This window comes from Streptomyces sp. NPDC052012, from assembly GCF_040689265.1.
Classification (GTDB): domain Bacteria; phylum Actinomycetota; class Actinomycetes; order Streptomycetales; family Streptomycetaceae; genus Streptomyces.
Genome location: NZ_JBFAXA010000005.1, coordinates 344190 through 362819 on the forward strand (window position 1 = coordinate 344190; position 18630 = coordinate 362819).

Annotated in this window: 14 protein-coding genes; 6 read left to right on the forward strand and 8 right to left on the reverse strand. The window is 72.0% G+C overall.

Features of this window, described 5'->3' with window-relative positions:
- Window positions 1-89: 89 nt before the first annotated feature.
- Window positions 90-2774, reverse strand: a complete 2685-nt coding sequence (locus tag AB0412_RS13170; protein WP_366402631.1) for an AAA family ATPase — start codon at window positions 2772-2774, stop codon at window positions 90-92.
- Window positions 2775-3024: 250 nt separating this feature from the next.
- Between AB0412_RS13170 and AB0412_RS13175 the strand changes: the two genes are divergently transcribed.
- The gene (locus AB0412_RS13175; RefSeq protein ID WP_366402632.1) at window positions 3025-4038 is read left to right on the forward strand and encodes a DUF2510 domain-containing protein; all 1014 of its coding nucleotides are present in this window, start codon (window positions 3025-3027) and stop codon (window positions 4036-4038) included.
- A 189-nt stretch (window positions 4039-4227) separates the two neighbouring features.
- On the opposite strand, the gene AB0412_RS13180 is transcribed toward AB0412_RS13175, so the two are convergent.
- On the reverse strand, window positions 4228-4842 hold the full coding sequence (locus AB0412_RS13180; protein WP_366402633.1) for a TetR/AcrR family transcriptional regulator C-terminal ligand-binding domain-containing protein: 615 nt from the start codon (window positions 4840-4842) through the stop codon (window positions 4228-4230).
- Between the two features lie 156 nt (window positions 4843-4998).
- On the opposite strand from AB0412_RS13180, the gene AB0412_RS13185 reads away from it, so the two are divergent.
- Window positions 4999-5901 carry a phosphatase PAP2 family protein gene (locus tag AB0412_RS13185; protein WP_366402634.1) on the forward strand — a complete coding sequence of 301 codons (903 nt, stop codon included), beginning with the start codon at window positions 4999-5001 and terminating at the stop codon, window positions 5899-5901.
- On the forward strand, window positions 5898-6851 hold the full coding sequence (locus tag AB0412_RS13190; RefSeq protein ID WP_366402635.1) for a hypothetical protein: 954 nt from the start codon (window positions 5898-5900) through the stop codon (window positions 6849-6851). Before AB0412_RS13185 ends, AB0412_RS13190 begins: the two co-directional genes overlap by 4 nt.
- A 121-nt stretch (window positions 6852-6972) precedes the next feature.
- On the opposite strand, the gene AB0412_RS13195 is transcribed toward AB0412_RS13190, so the two are convergent.
- Entirely contained in the window at window positions 6973-9024 is a 2052-nt protein-coding gene (locus AB0412_RS13195; protein WP_366402636.1) for a phosphocholine-specific phospholipase C, read from the reverse strand.
- Window positions 9025-9316: 292 nt separating this feature from the next.
- On the opposite strand from AB0412_RS13195, the gene AB0412_RS13200 reads away from it, so the two are divergent.
- The 3 genes from AB0412_RS13200 to AB0412_RS13210 are packed head-to-tail and all read left to right on the forward strand — an operon-like array spanning window position 9317 to window position 11513.
- On the forward strand, window positions 9317-10387 hold the full coding sequence (locus AB0412_RS13200) for an aromatic ring-hydroxylating dioxygenase subunit alpha (RefSeq protein WP_366402637.1): 1071 nt from the start codon (window positions 9317-9319) through the stop codon (window positions 10385-10387).
- Window positions 10384-10554, forward strand: coding sequence for a hypothetical protein (locus AB0412_RS13205; protein ID WP_366402638.1), 171 nt, complete (start codon window positions 10384-10386; stop codon window positions 10552-10554). Before AB0412_RS13200 ends, AB0412_RS13205 begins: the two co-directional genes overlap by 4 nt.
- Entirely contained in the window at window positions 10551-11513 is a 963-nt protein-coding gene (locus AB0412_RS13210) for a PDR/VanB family oxidoreductase (protein ID WP_366402639.1), read from the forward strand. Before AB0412_RS13205 ends, AB0412_RS13210 begins: the two co-directional genes overlap by 4 nt.
- 44 nt (window positions 11514-11557) lie before the next feature.
- Here AB0412_RS13210 and AB0412_RS13215 read toward each other — a convergent pair whose 3' ends face one another.
- The 5 genes from AB0412_RS13215 to AB0412_RS13235 all read right to left on the reverse strand — a co-directional run bounded on the left by AB0412_RS13215 (window position 11558) and on the right by AB0412_RS13235 (window position 18564).
- A complete protein-coding gene (locus AB0412_RS13215) occupies window positions 11558-13717 on the reverse strand; it encodes a discoidin domain-containing protein (RefSeq protein ID WP_366402640.1) in 2160 nt (719 codons plus the stop codon).
- Window positions 13718-13778: 61 nt separating this feature from the next.
- A complete protein-coding gene (locus AB0412_RS13220) occupies window positions 13779-15368 on the reverse strand; it encodes a glycoside hydrolase family 13 protein (protein WP_366402641.1) in 1590 nt (529 codons plus the stop codon).
- A gap of 33 nt (window positions 15369-15401) precedes the next feature.
- On the reverse strand, window positions 15402-16265 hold the full coding sequence (locus AB0412_RS13225) for a carbohydrate ABC transporter permease (protein WP_366402642.1): 864 nt from the start codon (window positions 16263-16265) through the stop codon (window positions 15402-15404).
- Window positions 16262-17215, reverse strand: coding sequence for a sugar ABC transporter permease (locus tag AB0412_RS13230; RefSeq protein WP_366402643.1), 954 nt, complete (start codon window positions 17213-17215; stop codon window positions 16262-16264). The genes AB0412_RS13225 and AB0412_RS13230 overlap by 4 nt, the downstream gene beginning before the upstream one ends.
- 5 nt (window positions 17216-17220) lie before the next feature.
- Window positions 17221-18564 carry an extracellular solute-binding protein gene (locus AB0412_RS13235; protein ID WP_366402644.1) on the reverse strand — a complete coding sequence of 448 codons (1344 nt, stop codon included), beginning with the start codon at window positions 18562-18564 and terminating at the stop codon, window positions 17221-17223.
- Window positions 18565-18630: the final 66 nt, after the last annotated feature.

Genomic DNA, 18630 nt, shown 5'->3' on the forward strand with positions numbered 1-18630 from the left:
CAGTGCGGCTGATGACGCCGCTGTATGCCGGTTCCGCGTTCGCCCAGCCGGTTCCGCGGGCCAGGTCGGCCTTGCGGGGCGGGGCGGGCTCAGCGTAGGTGCGTGCCCGGGTCGAGCTCTGCCTCGGCCTGTTCTGCCAGGCCGTCCGCGCCGCACGAGCGGGCCAGTGCCAGCCCTCGTCTGAGGTCGGGCTCGGAGCGGGCGAGGATGCCGTACTCGACGCGGGCCGCCGCGTGTTCGTACTGGCAGGGCGAGGACTCCAGGTAGGTCACGGCCTGGGCGGCGAGGCGCACCGCGCGCTGGCCGGTCTCCAGTGCGGCGGCCACCCGCAGCGCCTCCCCTATGGCGGTGTCGGTGCCGAAGCGTTCGGCCCGGCGGCGCACGTCGACGGCGAGCCGTCCGGCCCGGGTGGGGTCCTCGGTCGCCAGTGCGCGGGCGAGGTCGGCGGCGCAGAAGACGTGGACGGGGTTGTGGTGGCCGCGGGCCGCGGCGGCCTTCTCGGCGGCCTCGAGTTCGTTGATGCCGTCCTTGGTGCGGCCGACGGCGAGCAGCAGCCGGCCGCGCACCGAGCGCGGGTCGGGCAGCACGATGGTGGACGGGTAGGGCGGGGTGAAGCCGTGCCGTTCAGCGACCGCCCAGGCCTCGTCGACATGGCCGCGGGCGAGCAGCGTGTCGACCAGGTTGCAGGTGGCCGTCCAGTACAAGGGCAGCCCCCGCCCGACGTGTTCGGCCAGCCGCAGCGACTCGCGCAGGGACGTCTCCGCCGCGTCCAGCCGGCCGCGCCTGCGGTGGCCGAGCCCGACGTAGGCGTGGGCCAGGGCCAGGTGACCGCCGCTCCAGCCGGCCGACTCGTAGGCGTGCAGGGCCTCGTTGTAGAGGCTCTCGGCGCGGTCGAGGCGGTCGGTGTACGCGTACACGCCGGCCAGCATGAGCAGGAGTTCGACGCCCCACTCGGAGTCGGTCCAGCCGAGACCGGGGGCGAGGCGGCCGTTGACGAGGGCGCGGTCGCACAGCTCGACGATCTCCTCGGCGTTCTCGCCGCGCATCATGGCGTCGAAGCCGCGCAGGATCAGCAGGGCCCGCTCGGAGTTGTCGCGGCCGGTGCAGGTGGCGGCGAGTTCGGCGAGCCGCTCGGAGCGGCCCGGTGAGGTGGTCTCGCCCGCGTGGATGCCCTCCCACATGAACTGCACGGCCTGCAACCGCATCCGGACGGGGCCCGGTTCCAGCCGGGCGGCCTCCGCCTCGACGGTGCGGACGGCCTCCTCCATCTGGTCGTTGTGCAGCAGCGCCTGGGAGAGCCGGACCACGGCGTCCACCCGCTGGTCGCCGTCGAGGCCGGGCATGCCGAGCGCGGCACGCAGATGGCCGATGGTCCGGGCGGGTGCGGTGAGGAAGGTGGCGCAGCCCAGTTCGTACAGCACGTGCGCGTGGACCTCGGGGCGCGGCGGTTCCTCCAGGGCGCGTTCCAGACAGCGGCGGGCGGCGTCGGGGGCGCCGACGGCGAGGTGTTCGCGGGCGGCCTCGCGGAGCTGCTCGACGAGTTCCTCGTCGTCGTCCGGATGCACCTCGACCAGGTGGCGGGCGGCCGCGGCGGCACCCCGCCCGGAGTCGGTGACGATGCGGGCGGCGATGCCGTGCATGGCACGGCGCAGGGCGTCGGGGATGGAGTTGTAGACGGCGGTGGCGATCAGCGGGTGCACGAACTCCAGATCGGCCGGTCCGCTGCGGGCGCCCGCCGGGTCGGGGGCGGTCAGAATGCGGGCGCTGCGCAGGAGTTCGGCGCAGCGGACGGCGTCGGCGTGCTCCAGGGTGGCGAGGCGGGCCACCAGGTCGACGGTGATGCCGGTGCCGAGGATGGCGGCGGCCCAGGCGAACCGGGTGGCGTCGATGCCGAGTTGCTCCAGGCGGGCGACGAGGCCGCCGCCGCGGGCGGACTGGTTCAGCGCGCGCAGTTCGCCGGCGTGCGCCTCGACCGGTTCGAGTTCGCTGTCCTGGAGCTTGGCGAGGAGTTCGACGGTCTCGTACGGGTTACCGCCGGTGACGGCCCACACCTCGCGGCAGAACGCGGCGTCGGCGTGCTCGCCGAGGGTGGCGCGGGTGAGCCCGGCCGTCGCCTCCGGGGTGAGGGCGCTGAGGGTGGTGACGGGCCGGTCGGACGCGGCGGCCACGGCGTCCAGGTGGCGCGCGCTCACTCCGGAGATCTCGCCGGGCCTGCGGGCCACCACCAGCAGCACGGGCAGGTCGTCCAGCCGTTCGGCGAAGGCGGCCAGCCAGTGCAGGGTCTCCTGGTCGGCCCAGTGGGCGTCGTCGATGAGCAGCACCAGCGGCCAGTCCCGGCGGGCCAGCCGGCGCACCGCGGCGACCAGGCCCTCGCACACGCCCTGCGGGTCGGCGTGCCGCTCGCCGGGTTCCGCTATGCCGAGGGCGGGTCCGGCGATGTCGTACCAGTCGCCGAGGTACTCGCGGGCCTCCTCCGGCAGCATCGACACCAGTGCGGGCTGCAGGAGTTGGCGTACGACGTTGAAGGGGACGGAGCGCAGGGTCTCGCCGCCGCGAGCGGACCACACGGTGCAGCCGCGCTGCTGGGCGATGCGGCGGGTCTCCGCGAGCAGCGCGGTCTTGCCGAGTCCCGCCTCGCCGCGGAGCACCAGCAGGCTGCCGGACGAGGAGCGGTCGGCACACAGGGTGTCGACGGCCTGTGTGATGGCCGCGATCTCCGCGTCGCGCTCCCACAGGGAAGCCGAGGCGCCGGCCCTGGGCCGTACCTCCGTCATCCCGCTACCTCCCCAAGTCGCCCGAACGACGTACAGAAGTCGAGCGTAGTCCCCCACGTGCCCGAACGGTGACCTGTCGGACCAGGAGTTGCCGTGACGGGTGACTCGGGGGGCAGGGGGTCGACGCGTCGGTGGCCTCACCTGGGGCGCTGTCGGTCAACCGCTGTCAAGGGGGCGGGACATGACGGGCAGTGCGGACAGTGCGGGGTTCTCTCATCCGGCTTTCACGGACGCCTCTTACGGTGGGGGCATGACGCAGCTGACTCCTCCCGGGTGGTACCCCGACCCCGGGCAGACGAATGACGGCCCGGCCACCGAGCGCTGGTGGGACGGCGGTGCCTGGACGGATCAGGTGCGCCCGGTGGGGTCGGCCGCCGTGTGGCCTCCTCCGCCGCCCGCGCAGCCGCCGTCCGGACGGGGGCGCGGGGTGCGGATCGGGATAGCCGTGGCCGCGGCCGTCGCCGTCCTGGCGAGCATCGGCGTGGGCGTGTACGTGCTGGCCGACGACGGTGGGGGCGGTGGTTCGGCGAGCTCACAGGGCCCCGGGGGCCGGAGCGGCGGACCGGGCGGTCAGGAGGGGCCGTTCGGCGGGCCGGGCGGCCAGGACGGCGGGCCCGGGGGGTCCGGCGGGGATTCGGGCGGCGGGTCGGACGGGGGCTCGGACGGCGGTTCGGGGGGCTCGGGGGGCTCGGGTGGGGCGAGTCCGGGGCCGGAGAGCTCCGAGCCGCCGTTGGTGAGGAGCGGGTCGGTGACCGACGCGCTGAGCGGGATCAGTCTGCCGGTCCCGGACGGCTGGGTCGGCCAGGAGATGCAGGCGGGCGCCCAGGTGTCGTCGGAGGAGACGTACAAGTGCCCGGGCGACACGTCCAAGACGTGCTCGAAGGGCGGTGCCTACTCGACGCCGGCCCTGGTGCTCGGCACCCGCGGGTCCACCGCCGAGGAGGTCGCCAAGGCGGACATCGCCGAGAACGCCGAGGAGTCGTACGGGGGTTCGTCGTACGGGAAGATCACCTCCCACGACGTGCTCGCCTCGAAGGCCGTCACCGTGGCCGGGCAGAAGGGCTATCTCGTGCGCTGGAGGGCGGTCACCAGCAAGGGCTCCGACGGATTCGTCCAGTCGCTCGCCTTCCCCTCCCCGGCGCAGCCCGAGCGGATCGTGGTGGTCCGCTTCGGTGTGGACACCGATCAGAAGCAGTCCGTGCTCGACGAGATCACCGAGGGCATCGAGGCGGCGTCGGGCGGCGGCAACGGGCAGGACGTCTGAGCCGTACGGCTCGGACCGGTCTCCTGCGGTGAGCCGTACCGCGCGTATGGGTCCCTTGCGGCGGCCGGGTGGGGTGCCCCTCCGCTCAAGGGGCACCCCACCCGGCCGGGGGGTGCGCGCCGCCCCCGTCCCCACGGTGCGGCGCGGTCAGGCAGCCGTCCGGTCATCCCGTGGACGGCGGCCCGGGTCTCAGGGGAGGCCGAGGGCCGGCAGTACGGCGGCCTCGACGAACCGGAGCAGATAGTCCGGGTCGGCGTTCTCACCCTCCAGCACGGGCCGGGCGCGCAGGACGCCGAAGATCTGCGCCGGTACGTAGGGCAGCGCGGGGTTGTCCGCGGCGACCTCCCCGCGCTCGACCCCGCGCCGGAGGATCTCCTCCAGCGCGGCGATCTCCGGGTCGACCAGCGCCTCGCGCAGCGCCTGGGCCAGTTCCCGGTCCTGGGTGACCGCGTGCCCCAGCGCCTGGAGCAGCGTGGAGTCCTTCGCCGACCACTCCCCCGCGCGACGCGCCGCCTCACGCAGATCGCCCGCGAGCGTGCCGGAGTCGATACCGGTGAACCGGGCCTGCCGGTTGGAGCGCAGGGCGGCGGCGACGAACCGGGGTTTCGTCCGCCACTGACGGTAGAGCGTGGACTTGCTGCACCGCGTGCTGGCGGCGACCTTCTCCATGGTGACCGCGTCGTAGCCGCACTCGCGGATCTGGTCCAGCACGGCGTCGAAGAACTCCCGCTCACGCTCGGGCGTGATCTTGGAGCGGCGCGAGGTGCCGACCGGCTCCGGTCGGTCCGCGGCCTGCGACGTCATCGGCTCAGCTCCTTGCCCTGATCGCTCGGACTCCAGTGTGGCGCATGTCCATCGATACGCCAGTGTACCGGTACGGGAGCGTATCGGTACACTGGCGTATCGGTACGCTCGCGTATCGATGAGAGAACGGCACGATCTGGGACGAGGGGGCCGGGGATGAAGACCCGCGAGGAGCCTGAACCGGCAGGGTCCGGCGCATCTTCGCGCCCGCCACTTCTGCGTGAGCTGCTGCTGGTGGCAGGGCTGTTCCTCGTCTACAAGCTCGGCCGGCACCTGGCGACGGGCCACACGGCTCAGGCGTATCGCAACGGTCATGACGTATGGGACCTGGAACGTGCGCTCGGGCTGCCGGGCGAGGGCACGGTCCAGTCCGTGCTGCTGCACGGGGAGGGTCTGGCGCAGCTGGCGAACACCTACTACGCCGCCGTCCACTTCCCGGCCACGGCCGCCTTCCTGGTCTGGCTGTATCTGCGGCGCCCGGCCCACTACGTGGGGGCGCGCCGGGTGCTGGCCGGGGTCACCGGCGCCGCGCTGGTGCTGCATCTGGCGTTCCCGCTCGCGCCGCCGCGGATGCTGGCGGCCACGGGGCTGGTGGACACCGGCCGGGTGTACGGGCCGTCCGTCTACGGTCCGCCCCACACCGACCAGTTGTCGAACCAGTTCGCGGCGATGCCCTCCCTGCACTTCGGGTGGGCGCTGATGGTGGCGATCGGCCTGATCGTGGCCGGCCGCTCGCGCCTGCGATGGCTGTGGCTGCTGCATCCGCTGTTCACGCTGCTGGTGATCGTGGGCACGGCGAACCATTACTGGCTGGACGCGCTGGTGGCGGGAGCTCTGCTCGGACTCGCGCTCGCGGTGAACCGGCCGCTGGGCCGGGAGAGGGTCCGGGCTGCGTCCGAGGGCCGAGCCACGGACGAGTCCGACGTCGGGGTCGGGACCGGTGGTGTGGCTGCCGGGACCGGCGGCGGCGTCGGGACCGACGGTGTGGTCGGAAGCGCACGCGAACCGGCCGGGAGCGCTGTGGCGAGCGGCAGGGAACTGGTGGAGGCCGGGCGATGAGCGCCGTGCTCGTGGCCGTCCTGCTGTCCCTGATGTCCGCCGTCGCCTACGCCGCCGCCGCGGTCGCGCAGGAACGGCTCGCCTCGCGAAGCTCCGGCACCGGTGTGCTGCGGCTGCTGCGGCGCGGCGCCTGGTGGGCGGCGGTCGCGCTGAACGCCTCGGCCGCCCTGCTGCACGTCGTGGCGCTCACGTACGGACCGCTGACGGTGGTGCAGCCCCTCGGAGCGCTGACGCTGGTCGCAGCCGTGCCGCTGGGTGCGCGCATCGCGGGGCGCGCGGTGAGCGCGGGCGAGTGGCGCGGGACGGTGGCCACGCTGGCCGGTCTGGCGGCCGTGCTGGTCACGGCGTCCGGCCCGGCGCCGGACGAGTTGCTGAGCGTGCCCGAGGCGCTCGCGGTCGCGGGCGGTACGGCGGCACTCATCGGCATGCTGGCGTGGCCGGGGTCGCGGCCCGGTCTGCGGCACGCCACCGCCTCGGGGGTCGCGTCCGGGGTGGCGTCGGCGCTCACCCAGACCGTGACGGTCGCCGTGACGGACCGGTCGGGTCCGCTGCTGAGCGTGCAGGTGATCGGGGTGGTCGTGCTCGTCGCCGCCTTCGCGACGGGCGGGCTGCTGCTGTCCCAGACGGCGTACCGGGGCGGGCTCGGCGCCCCACTCGCGGTGGTGACGCTGGCCAACCCGGTGGCCGCCGCGGCGATCGGCCTCACTCTGCTCGGCGAACATCTCCGGGGTGGCCCTCTGGGCGTCCTGTCGGCCCTGACCGGTGCGGGCCTCGCGGCGTGGGGGGTGCTGCTCCTGACCCGGTCGACAGCCGCCCCACCGGCGCACACCCCGGCGGACCAACCGGCCGGCGCCGGCCACGACCACACCGCCGACGGCACCGATCCGGCACCGCCCGCCCCGGCCCTGCCACCGCGCCGGCCCGCCGCGGAACACGCCGCGGCCCTGTGACGCACCCGCCCCGCGGCGCACTCGCCCTGTGACGCACCGGCCTTGCGGCGCGCCGGGCGCCGACGCGAGGGATGTTCCGCGGTCAGGAGGCCGAACCGCCCCCTGACCGCGGCACGTGCCGTCAGTCCGTGATGATCGCCGGGTCGCTCACCCCGGGCCGGCCGTTCTCCACGTGACCCACGAACCGGCGGTGGAACGCGGCGTCCGCCGCTGACGTCACCGTCAGGTCGTACCAGCGGCGGCTCGCGCGCAGGTCGATCGTGCGGTGGACGGTGCTGCCGGGGCGGACGGTGACCGTGCTGGTCCTCCCGCCGTAGGCGTTGGTCAGGCGCAGGCGGGCCGTGCCCGTGCCCTGGTTGGTGAACGTCAGGCGGATGTCGTCGCCGGTGTGGCGGGCGGTGACCTCGCAGCCCGCGGTCCTGTTGGAGCCCTTGAAGACGCGCAGGAAGCCGTTCGGGCCGTGCACGGTCAGGTCGTAGGAGCCGCCCGAGTACACCGAGTTCCACGTGTCGGTGAGGGTCTTGCCCGCCTCGGTCGTGTAGGTCCAGGGGCCGTCGGTGCGATTGCCGGACGTGACGAGGAAGGCGGCGCCCGCCTTGGCGCCGGAGGCGAAGGCCAGCGTGAACGTTCCGTCCTCCGGGTCCACCGAACCGTCCACCGCAGGGGCGTACTTCAGCGGACGCGCCGGGCGCAGGCCCCGTTCCTGCCGGGGCAGGCTCGGGTCGGCCGGGGGCGTCGGACGGTAGTCGGGGTGGCGTTCGCGGTCCGGCGGCTCGTAGGCGTCGGTGTCCGGCAGCGCGGCCGGGCGGCTGTCCGTGCGGGAGAAGTCGAAGGCCGACGTCAGGTCGCCGCAGATGGCGCGGCGCCACGGCGAGATGTTCGGCTCCTCCACACCGAAACGCCGTTCCATGAACCGGACGATCGAGGTGTGGTCGAAGGTCTCCGAGCAGACGTAACCGCCCTTGCTCCAGGGCGAGACGACCAGCATCGGCACGCGCGGGCCGAGCCCGTAGAAGCCCTCGCGGTGTGTGGCGCTGCCCTGGAAGACGTCCAGGGAGACGTCGACCGTCGAGCGGCCCTGCGCGGCGGACTTCGGCGGCAGCGGCGGCACGACGTGGTCGAAGAAGCCGTCGTTCTCGTCGTAGGTGATGAACAGCGCGGTCTTCGCCCACACCTGGGGGTTGGAGGTCAGCGCGTCCAGCACCTGGGCTATGTACCAGGCGCCGTAGTTCGACGGCCAGTTGGAGTGCTCGGAGAAGGCCTCGGGGGCCGCGATCCAGGAGACCTGCGGCAGCCGGCCGGCCTTGACGTCCGCGCGCAGCCGGTCGAAGTAGCCGTCGCCGTTCTTCACGTCGGTGCCGGTGCGGGCCTTGTCGTGCAGCGGGTCACCGGGCTTGGCGTTGCGGTACTTGTTGAAGTACAGCAGCGAGTTGTCGCCGTAGTTGCCGCGGTAGGCGTCCTCGATCCAGCCCCAGTGACCGGCCGCGTCCAGTCCGTCGCCGATGTCCTGGTAGATCTTCCAGGAGATCCCGGCCTGCTCCAGCCGCTCGGGGTAGGTCGTCCAGTCGTAGCCGAGCTCGTCGTTGCCGAGGACCGGGCCGCCGCCCTTGCCGTCGTTGCCGGTGTGGCCCGACCACATGTAGTAGCGGTTGGGGTCGGTGGAGCCGATGAACGAGCAGTGGTAGGCGTCGCAGACGGTGAAGGCGTCGGCGAGGGCGTAGTGGAAGGGGATGTCCTCACGGTCGAGGTACGCCATGGTGGTGGTGCCCTTGGCGGGCAGCCACTTGTCGTACTTGCCGTTGTTGTAGGCGGCCTGGCCGTCGGGCCAGCCGTGCGGGAGCCCTTCGAGGAACTGCATGCCGAGGTCGTCGGCGTCCGGGTGGAACGGCAGCACCTCCTTGGTGCCGTCGGTCTGGTGCCACACCGACCTGCCGCCCGCCAGGGTCACGGGGTGCGGGTCGCCGAATCCGCGGACACCCTTGAGCCGGCCGAAGTAGTGGTCGAAGGAACGGTTCTCCTGCATCAGCACGACGATGTGCTCGACGTCCTCGAGGGAACCGGTGCGGCGCGCGGCCGGCAGCGCGGCGGCCCGCTCGATGCTGGCCGACAGCGCGCTGAACGCCGTTGTGGCGCCCGCGAGTTGGAGAAAACGTCGCCGGTTGACTTCGGACATGGATGAGTGACCTCTCGCCGTGAGGGGGGTGGGCCGGCCGGGGCTGGTGCGGTGCGCGCGGAAGGAGTGTTCCAGGGGAACCGAACATCGGGGAAGGGTGCGATGGCGCCGGGGTGAAGCTCGCCGGTACGGGAGGCCGGTCGCGGCGGCCGGGGGCACTCCGGCGGAGACCGGCCGGGCTCCGTCAGACGGAAGCGGCCTTGCCCGGTTGTGGCGTGCGTCACCAGCCTGGAGGCGACGACGGCACGGCACGCGGGGCGGGGACGCCCCGCCGAGAGGGACAGGGACGCCCATGCCTCATATGACCGCTTTCGCCAGGAACCAGTGGTACGTCGCCGCCTACAGTCACGAGGTGGGCCGGGAGTTGCTCGGCCGGACCGTGCTCGGTGAGCCGCTCGTGCTGTACCGGACCGAGGAGGACGGCAGGCCGGTCGTGCTCAAGGACCGCTGCGTGCACCGGCGTTATCCGCTCTCCGAGGCCCCGACCCGGCTGGACGGGGACCGGATCGTGTGCGGCTACCACGGGTTCACGTACGACACCAGGGGCACGTGCGTGTACGTGCCGGGCCAGAAACGCGTGCCCAGGACCGCGCGGGTCACCTCCTACCCCGTGATGGAGCAGGACTCGCTGGTGTGGGTGTGGATCGGCGACCCGGCGCTCGCCGACCCTGCGACCCTTCCGCGCGCCCGGCACCTCGACGCGCCGGGCTGGGTGACCGTGCGCGGCATGGAGCCCATCGACTGCGACTACGGGCTGCTGGTCGACAACCTCCTCGACCTGTCCCACGAGACGTATCTGCACGGCGGGTACATCGGCACCCCCGAGGTCGCCGAGACACCGATCACCACCGAGGTCGACGAGGGCGCCGGCATCGTGCGGGTGAGCCGGCACATGGACGACGCCGAGTGCCCGCCCTTCTACGCCCGTTCGACCGGCATCGAGGGGCGCATCACCCGCTGGCAGGACATCGAGTACCACGCCCCCTGTCTGTATGTCCTGCACAGCAGGATCGCCCCCGTGGGCGTGCTGCCCGAGCCGGACGGCACGGACCCGGGCGGCTTCCACACCGAGATCACCTATGCGATCACCCCGTCGGCGGACGGCAAGGTGTACGACTTCTGGGCGGTCTCCCGCGACTGGGCCACGGACGACGCCGAGGTCACCGAGTTCCTGCGGGCCAGCAACCACACGGTGGTGATGCAGGACGTGACCGCGCTGAACCTGCTCCAGAGGACACTCGGCACCGAACGGACGGGCTACCAGGAGCTCAGCATCAACATCGACACCGGCGGCCTGGCCGCGCGCCGGATCCTCGCCCGGTTGGTGGAGGAGGGCGACAAGCCCGTGGAGCAGGTCCGATGACCGGACGCAGCGGCGAGATCTACCGCATCGACTGGCTGCCGGGCACCGATCTGCTGCACGGCACCTGTCACTGCGGCCGCGAGCACACCGCCCAGGACCCCGTGGAGATGTGGGAGTGGATGCTCGCCCACCCGCGGGGGCACGAGCCGCAGGGAGCGGGCCGATGACCTATGAGAGCGAACTCGTCGTGGAACGGCGGGAGTTCGCCGCCGAAGGGGTACTCGCGCTCACCCTGCGCCACCCGCTGGGCGAGGCGCTCCCCGGGTGGGAGCCGGGCGCGCACATCGACCTCCTGCTGGGGCCGGGTCTGGAGCGGCAGTACTCGCTGTGCGGGAACCCCGCCGACCGGCGGGCGTGGCGGATCGCCGTGCTGCGGGAGCCCGCCGGGCGGCGGGGGTCCCCACGGCCGAAGGCTGCTGGAGGATCGGCTCATGTGCACGAGCAGGTGAGGACCGGCGACAAGGTGCGGGTACGCGGGCCGCGCAACCGGTTCCGGCTGGAGCCCGCCGCCCGCTACCGCTTCGTGGCCGGCGGCATCGGCATCACCCCGATCCTGCCGATGCTGGCCGCGGCCGAGGCGGCGGGCGCCGACTGGTCACTGCTCTACGGCGGGCGCACGCGCCGGTCGATGGCGTTCACGGGGGAGCTGGCTGCCCGCTACGGCAACCGGGTCACCCTCGCCCCCGAGGACGAGACGGGACAGCTGGACCTGGCCGCGGCACTGGACGGCCTCTCCGACGGCACGCTCGTCTACTGCTGCGGACCCGGGTCACTCCTCGACGCGATGCAGGAGCGGTGCCCGGCGGAGATACTGCGGGTGGAGCGCTTCCGGCCCGCCGAGCAGCCCGCCGCGTCCGGCGCCGAGTTCGAGGTGGTTCTCGCCCGCAGTGGCCGGACGCTCACCGTCGCACCGGACGTCTCCGTGCTCGACGCGGTGCGCGCGGCGGGAGTCGAGGTGCTCTACTCCTGCACCGAGGGCAGCTGCGGCACCTGTGAGACCGACGTGCTGGAGGGCACCCCCGACCACCGCGACTGTGTCCTCACCGAGCAGGAGCGGGCCGCCGGGGAGACGATGCTCATCTGTGTGTCCCGGTGCCGTGGGCGGCGGCTCGTGCTGGACCTGTGACGCGCAGGCCGGCAACGGACTCGGTCAGGAGGACGGTCGGCCGGTCAGGACAGATATGCCTCCACTTCGCTGAACTGGCCCGCCGGCCAGCCGGTGTTGCCGGTGACGTGCAGGCGCAGGTACCGCAGGTCGGCGTCGACGGGGATGGTCACCGTGTTTCCGGTGGCCGGGTCGAAGCGGTACTCCTTCGACGCGACGACCGTCGAGTACGCCGAGCCGTCCCTGCTGCCCTGCACAGACAGGGTCTGGGTGCGGGCCTGCCACGCGGGCTGCGGGGGCAGCTTCAGCACCAGACGGCGTACGGGCTGCGCGGAGCCGAGGTCGACGGTGAGGGACTGCGGGAAGGCGTGGTTGGTCGACTCCCAGTAGGTGTTCGGGTCGCCGTCGACCGCCTTGCCGGGCGTGTAGACGTCCTGGGAGCCGGTGGCGGTGGCGGGACGGCCCTGGGCGAGGTTGCGGTCCGGGTCGGGGCCGGGGTTGCCCTGGCCGGGCTCGGGCCAGGTGGAGCAGTCCGGCCACGTGCTGTCCCAGCCGGAGTTGCCGCCGCCGTCGGTGAGGGTGAAGGTGCCCGAGCCGGCCGGGTAGGGGCAGTTGTAGACCCCGGCGGCGCCCACGCCGGTCGCGGTCACGTTGCGGAAGGTGGCGGCGCCCTGGGTCTCGGCCTGGACGACGACGGTGCCGGTGCCGCGCACGGTCGCCCCGTCGACGGTGATGTTCTTCGCCGCGTGGCCGCGCCCGCTGCCGGAGACGAACTCGAAGGCGCTGTACGGGCTGTCGGTGATGGTCGTGTCGGTGATCCTGACCTGGGCCTCGATGGCGCTGTCGTAGGAGTCGACGCGCAGCGCGCCCATGGGGTGGTTCCAGTTGGGGTTCATCGCGCCGGTGCGCACGAGGGTGTTGCCGTCGACGGTGATCGTGCCGGCGAGCGGGTGGAAGGGGTCGAGGAACTTCTGGTTGGAGATCGCGATGCCGCTGCCGAGGGCGTTGGTGTCGGAGATCAGGTTGTTCCTGACCGTGATGTCGGTGCCGCCGTAGACGGCGATGCCGTTGGCGAGGTTCGGCTGGCTGATGGTGTTGTTCTCGAAGCTGCTGTCGGTGTCGGGAGCGTGCAGGGACCACATGGCGAGGGCGTCGTCGCCCTGGTTGCGCAGGAAGTTGTTGCGGACCTTCACCCCGCGGGCGTTGCCGTTGAGGTTGAGGCCGTCGGCGGTGGTGTCGAGGATGCGGTTGTTCTCCACGACGAGGTTGTCGTTGTTGCCGGTCAGCCAGAGGCCGACCTTGAGGTGTTGCAGCCACATGCCGGAGACCGAGCTGTTCGGTCCGAGCGAGCCGTTGACGAAGTTGTCGGGGCTGGAGTCGACGCGCTCGGTGACCTCGCCGATGACCGCGAAGTCCTTGATGTGGACGTTGCCCGAGGAGCTCGGCTGGTCGATGAACCGGGACGTGCGCACGACCGAGTGCCAGTGGCCGGCGCCGCGGATCGTGACGTCCTGGACGCCGTTCAGGGAGGAGGTGATCCGGTACTCCCCCGGCGGGATCCACACCGTGCCGCCGCGGGCTGCGGCGATGGCCTCCCGGAAGGCCTGCGTGGAGTCGCCCTGGCCGCTAGGGTCGGCGCCCTTGTCGGTGACGGCCACGGCACCGGAGGGTTTGGAGGCCGGCGCCGGGGCCTGCTCGAAGTCGGCGACATCCACGGTGACCTGCACGTTCGCCGCCTCGAAGGCGACCTTGTCGCCGGCCTGGAGGTGCTGCCCGAGCAGCATGCGGCCGTTGGCGTAGAGGTGGTGGGTCCTGGATCCGGCGATCCACGGGGTGTCGACGTAGGAGTACTTGGAGGTGACGGGCAGGGTCTTGGCGAGCTTCTGGCCGTTGACGTAGACGTTCAGGGCGCCGGACTGGCCGTCGGGGACGCTGTAGGCGACGTTCACGGCGTCGGCGGCGCGCGGCACGGTGAACTCCACGCGCTGTCCGGTGTTCAGGCGCACGGCCTGCCGGCCGGACGCCTCGGCGGCGTGGGTGCCCTGCGTGTGATCGGGACCGATCTTCGTTCCGGTGGTGGTGGCGGACTCGGCCTCGACGGAGGTGAAGGGGAGGGTGGCGCCCGCGGCGGCGTGCGCCGGGGCGGGCGCGAGGGCGACGAGCGTGCCCGCGGCCAGCGCGACGGCCGTGGCGGTCGCCGAGGTGCTTCTGAGACTTCTGTGCATGGTGCTGATCCCTTCGTGGTGGGGGTACGGGGATAGCGGGTCGTGAGGGTGGCCGGCCGGATCAGACCAGCCAGACGGCGGTGTCGCCGGGCAGCCGGCCGTCCGCGGCCGGCGGGCCGCTGGTGAGCAGTACCCGGGTGTGCTCGGGCAGGTCGACGGGGGTGCCTGAGAGGTTCACCAGGCAGCGCGCGCCGCCCTCGCGGCTGAAGTGGACGACGCCGTCGGGGGCGGGGAGCCAGGTGAGGGGACCGTCGCCGAAGGCGGGGCGCATGCGGATGGCCTCGCGGTAGAGGGTGAGCATGGAGCCGGGGTCGTCCTGCTGGCGGTCGACGGCGTACGACGGCCAGTCGTCCGGCTGCGGGAGCCAGGGCGCGGTGTCCCGTGAGCCGAAGCCCGCGTACGGTTCGTCCGCGGCCCACGGCAGCGGCACCCGGCATCCGTCGCGTCCCGGGTCGACTCCCCCGGACCGGGCGTGCATCGGGTCCTGGATGTGCTCGGGGGCCACCTCGACTTCGGGCAGGCCGAGTTCCTCGCCCTGGTAGAGGTAGACCGAGCCGGGCAGGGCGAGCGTCAGGAGGGCGGCGGCGCGTGCCCGGCGGGTGCCGAGGGCCAGGTCGGTGGGGGTGCCGAAGGTCTTGGTGGCGAAGTCGAAGCCGGTGTCGGCGCGGCCGTAGCGGGTGACCGTGCGGGTGACGTCGTGGTTGCACAGCACCCAGGTGGCGGGGGCGCCGACGGGGGTGTGCTCGGCGAGTGTGTCGTCGATGGAGGCGCGCAGCCGGGCGGCGTCCCAGGGGCAGGTCATGAAGGAGAAGTTGAAGGCGCTGTGCAGTTCGTCGGGGCGCAGGTAGCGGGCGAAGCGTTCGGTGTCGGGCAGCCACACCTCGCCGACGAACACGCCGCCGTACGCGTCGGCGACGGCCCGCCAGCCGCGGTAGATGTCGTGCAGTTCGTCGCGGTCGACGTACGGGTGCGGGTCGCGGCCCGCGACGAAGTCGGGCAGCCGGGGGTCCTTCACCAGCAGGGCGGCGGAGTCGATGCGGACGCCGGCGACGCCCCGCTCGAACCAGAACCGCAGGATGTCCTCGTGTTCCTGGCGGACCACCGGGTGGGCCCAGTTGAGGTCGGGCTGTTCGGGGGCGAACAGGTGGAGGTACCAGTCGCCGTCGGGCAGCCGGGTCCAGGCGGGGCCGCCGAACTCGGACGTCCAGTCGTTGGGCGGGAGTTCGCCGTGCGCTCCGCGTCCGGGGCGGAAGTGGAACAGCTCGCGCTCCGGGCCGCCGGCCAGCGCCGCGCGGAACCACGGGTGCTGGTCGGAGACGTGGTTGGGCACGATGTCGACGATGGTGCGGATGCCGGTCTCCCGGGCCTCGGCGATCAGCTTCTCCGCCTCCGCGAGGGTGCCGAACGCGGGGTCGATCGCCCGGTAGTCGGCGACGTCGTAGCCGCCGTCCTTCATCGGCGACAGATACCAGGGGTTGAACCACAGGGCGTCCACGCCGAGTCCGGCGAGGTAGGGCAGTTTCGCGCGGACTCCCGCGAGGTCGCCGGTGCCGTCGCCGTCACCGTCGGCGAAGCTGCGGACGTACACCTGGTAGATGACGGCGGAGCGCCACCAGTCGGCGTCGTTGCGGGCAGGGGTGGGCTGTCCCACGGTGCGTGCCTTTCTGTTCGGGGAGGGAGGGCGTCAGCCCTTGGTGCTGCCCGCGCTGATCCCGGCGATGATGTGCCGCTGGAACACGAGGAAGAGCGCGACCATGGGGATGCTGGCGATCACCATGGCGGCGATGAGCACGGTCAGCTGGATGTTCTGCGACAACTGCACGAGCGCCACGCTGATCGGCTGTTTGCCGGTGTCGGAGAACACCATCAGCGGCCACAGGAAGTCCTGCCACACGGCGACCAGGGCGAAGATCGACACCACGCCGAGCACGGGGCGGGACATGGGCAGCACGATCGACCACAGGATGCGCAGCTTGCCGGCGCCGTCCATCTCGGCGGCCTCCAGCACGTCTCGGGGCAGCTGGTCGAAGAACCGCTTGAGCAGGTAGAGGTTGAAGGCGTTGGCGACGGCCGGCAGCCAGATGGCGGCCGGTTCGTTGAGCAGGCCCAGGTCGGCGACGGTGAGGTACTTGGGGACGACGAGGGCCTGCGCCGGGACCATCAGGGTGGCGAGGATGCCGCCGAGGACGACCTTGCCGAAGGCGGGCCGGAGCTTGGACAGGGCGTAGGCGGCGGCGGTGCAGAACACCAGCTGGAACAGCCAGGCGCCGGCCGCCTGCACCACGGTGTTCCACAGGTGGGTGGGCAGCTGCATCAGCTCCCAGGCGTCGGTGTACCCGCCGGTGGTCCACTGCTCGGGGACGAGGGTGGGCGGGGTGCGCGCCACCTCGTCCGGTGACTTCATGGCACCGGTGACCATCCAGTAGACGGGGAAGAGGAAGGCGAGCGCGAACAGCACGACGACGCCGGTGAACACGGTCCAGTAGACGGCCCTGCCGCGCGGGCGGGCCAGGACGGCCGGGGAGACGAGGGTGCGGGTGCTGCTCATGCGGCCTCCTCGGACGAGCGGGTGAGGCGGAGGTAGACGGCGGAGAACAGCCCCAGCAAGGCGAGGAGCATCACGCTCAGCGCGCAGGCGCCGCCGAAGTCGTTGTAGAGGAAGGCGTACTTGTAGATGAGGTAGAGGACGGTGACGGTGGCGTTCTCCGGTCCGCCTCCGGTGATCACGAACGGCTCGGTGAACACCTGCATGGTGGCGATGATCTGAAGCAGCATCAGCATCAGGATGACGAACCTGGTCTGCGGGATCGTCACGTGCCGGATGCGCTGCCACAGGCTCGCTCCGTCGAGCTCGGCGGCCTCGTACAGCTCGCCGGGGACGGACTGCAGGGCGGCCAGGTAGATCAGGACGGTGCCGCCCATGTTGGCCCAGGTGGCGACGATGACCAGGGAGACCAGTGCGGTGTCGGCGCCGTTGGACCAGTTCGAGGTGGGCAGGTGCAGAAGGCGCAGTGCCTCGTTGGCGAGGCCGGCCCCCGGGTCGTAGAACCACTTCCACAGCAGGGCGCTGACCACCGGCGGGATCATCACCGGCAGATACACGACCACGCGGAAGAACGCCCTGGCGTGCCGGAGTTCGTTGAGGACGAGGGCGAGCACGAACGGGATCGCGAAGCCGATCAGCAGGGCGAGCAGGGTGAAGGTGAGCGTGTTGCGCCAGGCCGCCCCGAACTCGGGGTCGTTCAGGACGCGGGTGAAGTTGGCGGTGCCGACCCACTCGGCCTCGGAGCCCGGTGTGTACTTCTGGAAGGCGATCACGATGGCGCGGATCGCCGGGTACCAGGAGAACAGGGCGAAGCAGACCAGGCCGCCGAGGAGGAAGCCGTAGGCGCGCAGTTGCCCGGTGAGGCGGCGCCGCCCCCGGTCCCCTGCCGGGGGCGGTGCCTCGACGGCGCGGACCTCGACCGCGTCGACGGTGCGGCGTGCGACGGTCTTCATCCCGGTCAGCTCCGGGCCAGGATGCCGTCGATCTTGCCGGAGGCGTCCTTCAGGAGCCTGTCGATGTCCGCGTCCTGTTTGGTGAGGACGGCGGAGACGACACCGTCGAGGACGGAGTAGAGCTGCTGGGCGTGCGGCGGCTCGATCTTCATCTCCAGGTTCTCGTTGCCGTCGAGGAACGCCTGGTAGTTCTCCACCGGGACATTGGCGTGGGCCTTCTTGACCTGCTGGTCCCTGGCGTCGGCGGCGCCGGTGAACAGGCGGGGCTCGGGCAGGCCGACGGGGGCGTCGTTCTCGGCGGCGCGGGCGTAGTCGCCGAGGAAGCCGTCGCCGGGGGTGAGGAACATGTGGTCGAGCCACTTCAGTCCGGCGCGGATCTGCGCCGGGCTCGCCTTCTTGTTGAACATGTAGCCGTCGCCGCCGATGAGGGTGGCGTTGCCGCCGGGCATGGGGGCGATGGCGATGTCCTGGTACTCGGCGCCCTTCTCCTTCACCAGGATCGGGATGTTGTCGGGGGCGGCGAGGTACATGCCGAGCTTGCCGGATCCCATCATCTGCTGGACGTCGTTGATGACGAGCAGTTGCTTGCTGCCCATCGACTTGTCCTTCCACCGCATGTCGTGGAGGGTCTGCAGGACGGCCCGGCCCTCGGGGCCGTCGATGGCGGCCTTCTTGCCGTCGGGGCTGACGACGTCGCCTCCTTGCGAGTACAGCTCGGCGGTGAAGTGCCAGCCGCCCTGGTTCTGGGCGCTGTAGTCGGCGTAGCCGACGGTGCCGTCGCCGAGAGCGGCGATCTTCTTGGCGGCGGCGCGGACCTCGGCCCAGGTGGTGGGCGGCCGGTCGGGGTCGAGTCCGGCCTTCTCGAACAGCTCCCGGTGGTAGATCAGCCCCATGGAGTAGCCGGTGCGCGGGATGCCGTAGACCCTGCCGTCGATGGTGTAGATGTCCCGCAGCTGCTTCTGGATGGTCTCGTAGCTCTTCAACTCCTTGACGTACGGGGTGAGATCGGCCGCCTGCCTGATGTCGACGACGTGCTTGGCGTCGGTGAAGTAGGTGTAGAAGACGTCCTCCATCTGCCCGCCGGCGAGCTTGGCGTCGAACGTCTTCGGGTCCTGGCAGGGGAAGGCGTCGTGCGGGACGACGTCGATGTCCGGGTTCTTCTTCTCGAACGCGGCGACGTCCTCCTCGAAGAACTGCCGGTCGACCTTGGCGCTCTTCGGAGGCATGCAGTTGACCGTGATGCGGGTCTTGCCGCCGGCGGCATCGTCGTCGTTCGATCCGCAAGCGGTGAGCGTGAGGGCGCCGACGCCTAGCGCGACGAGGGTACGGCGGATCCCGGTGCTTCTCATCGGTGGAACCCCTTTGGGCAGGAGCGAGTGAACCCCGCGGAACAGCTGCGGTGGGCGGGGCACACT

Excerpts from the sequence above, each read along its gene's own strand:
- AB0412_RS13170 (WP_366402631.1), bottom strand. The coding sequence starts at position 2,774 with ATGACGGAGGTACGGCCCAGGGCCGGCGCCTCGGCTTCCCTGTGGGAG.
- AB0412_RS13175 (WP_366402632.1), top strand. The coding sequence starts at position 3,025 with ATGACGCAGCTGACTCCTCCCGGGTGGTACCCCGACCCCGGGCAGACG.
- AB0412_RS13180 (WP_366402633.1), bottom strand. The coding sequence starts at position 4,842 with ATGACGTCGCAGGCCGCGGACCGACCGGAGCCGGTCGGCACCTCGCGC.
- AB0412_RS13185 (WP_366402634.1), top strand. The coding sequence starts at position 4,999 with ATGAAGACCCGCGAGGAGCCTGAACCGGCAGGGTCCGGCGCATCTTCG.
- AB0412_RS13190 (WP_366402635.1), top strand. The coding sequence starts at position 5,898 with ATGAGCGCCGTGCTCGTGGCCGTCCTGCTGTCCCTGATGTCCGCCGTC.
- AB0412_RS13195 (WP_366402636.1), bottom strand. The coding sequence starts at position 9,024 with ATGTCCGAAGTCAACCGGCGACGTTTTCTCCAACTCGCGGGCGCCACA.
- AB0412_RS13200 (WP_366402637.1), top strand. The coding sequence starts at position 9,317 with ATGCCTCATATGACCGCTTTCGCCAGGAACCAGTGGTACGTCGCCGCC.
- AB0412_RS13205 (WP_366402638.1), top strand. The coding sequence starts at position 10,384 with ATGACCGGACGCAGCGGCGAGATCTACCGCATCGACTGGCTGCCGGGC.
- AB0412_RS13210 (WP_366402639.1), top strand. The coding sequence starts at position 10,551 with ATGACCTATGAGAGCGAACTCGTCGTGGAACGGCGGGAGTTCGCCGCC.
- AB0412_RS13215 (WP_366402640.1), bottom strand. The coding sequence starts at position 13,717 with ATGCACAGAAGTCTCAGAAGCACCTCGGCGACCGCCACGGCCGTCGCG.
- AB0412_RS13225 (WP_366402642.1), bottom strand. The coding sequence starts at position 16,265 with ATGAGCAGCACCCGCACCCTCGTCTCCCCGGCCGTCCTGGCCCGCCCG.
- AB0412_RS13230 (WP_366402643.1), bottom strand. The coding sequence starts at position 17,215 with ATGAAGACCGTCGCACGCCGCACCGTCGACGCGGTCGAGGTCCGCGCC.
- AB0412_RS13235 (WP_366402644.1), bottom strand. The coding sequence starts at position 18,564 with ATGAGAAGCACCGGGATCCGCCGTACCCTCGTCGCGCTAGGCGTCGGC.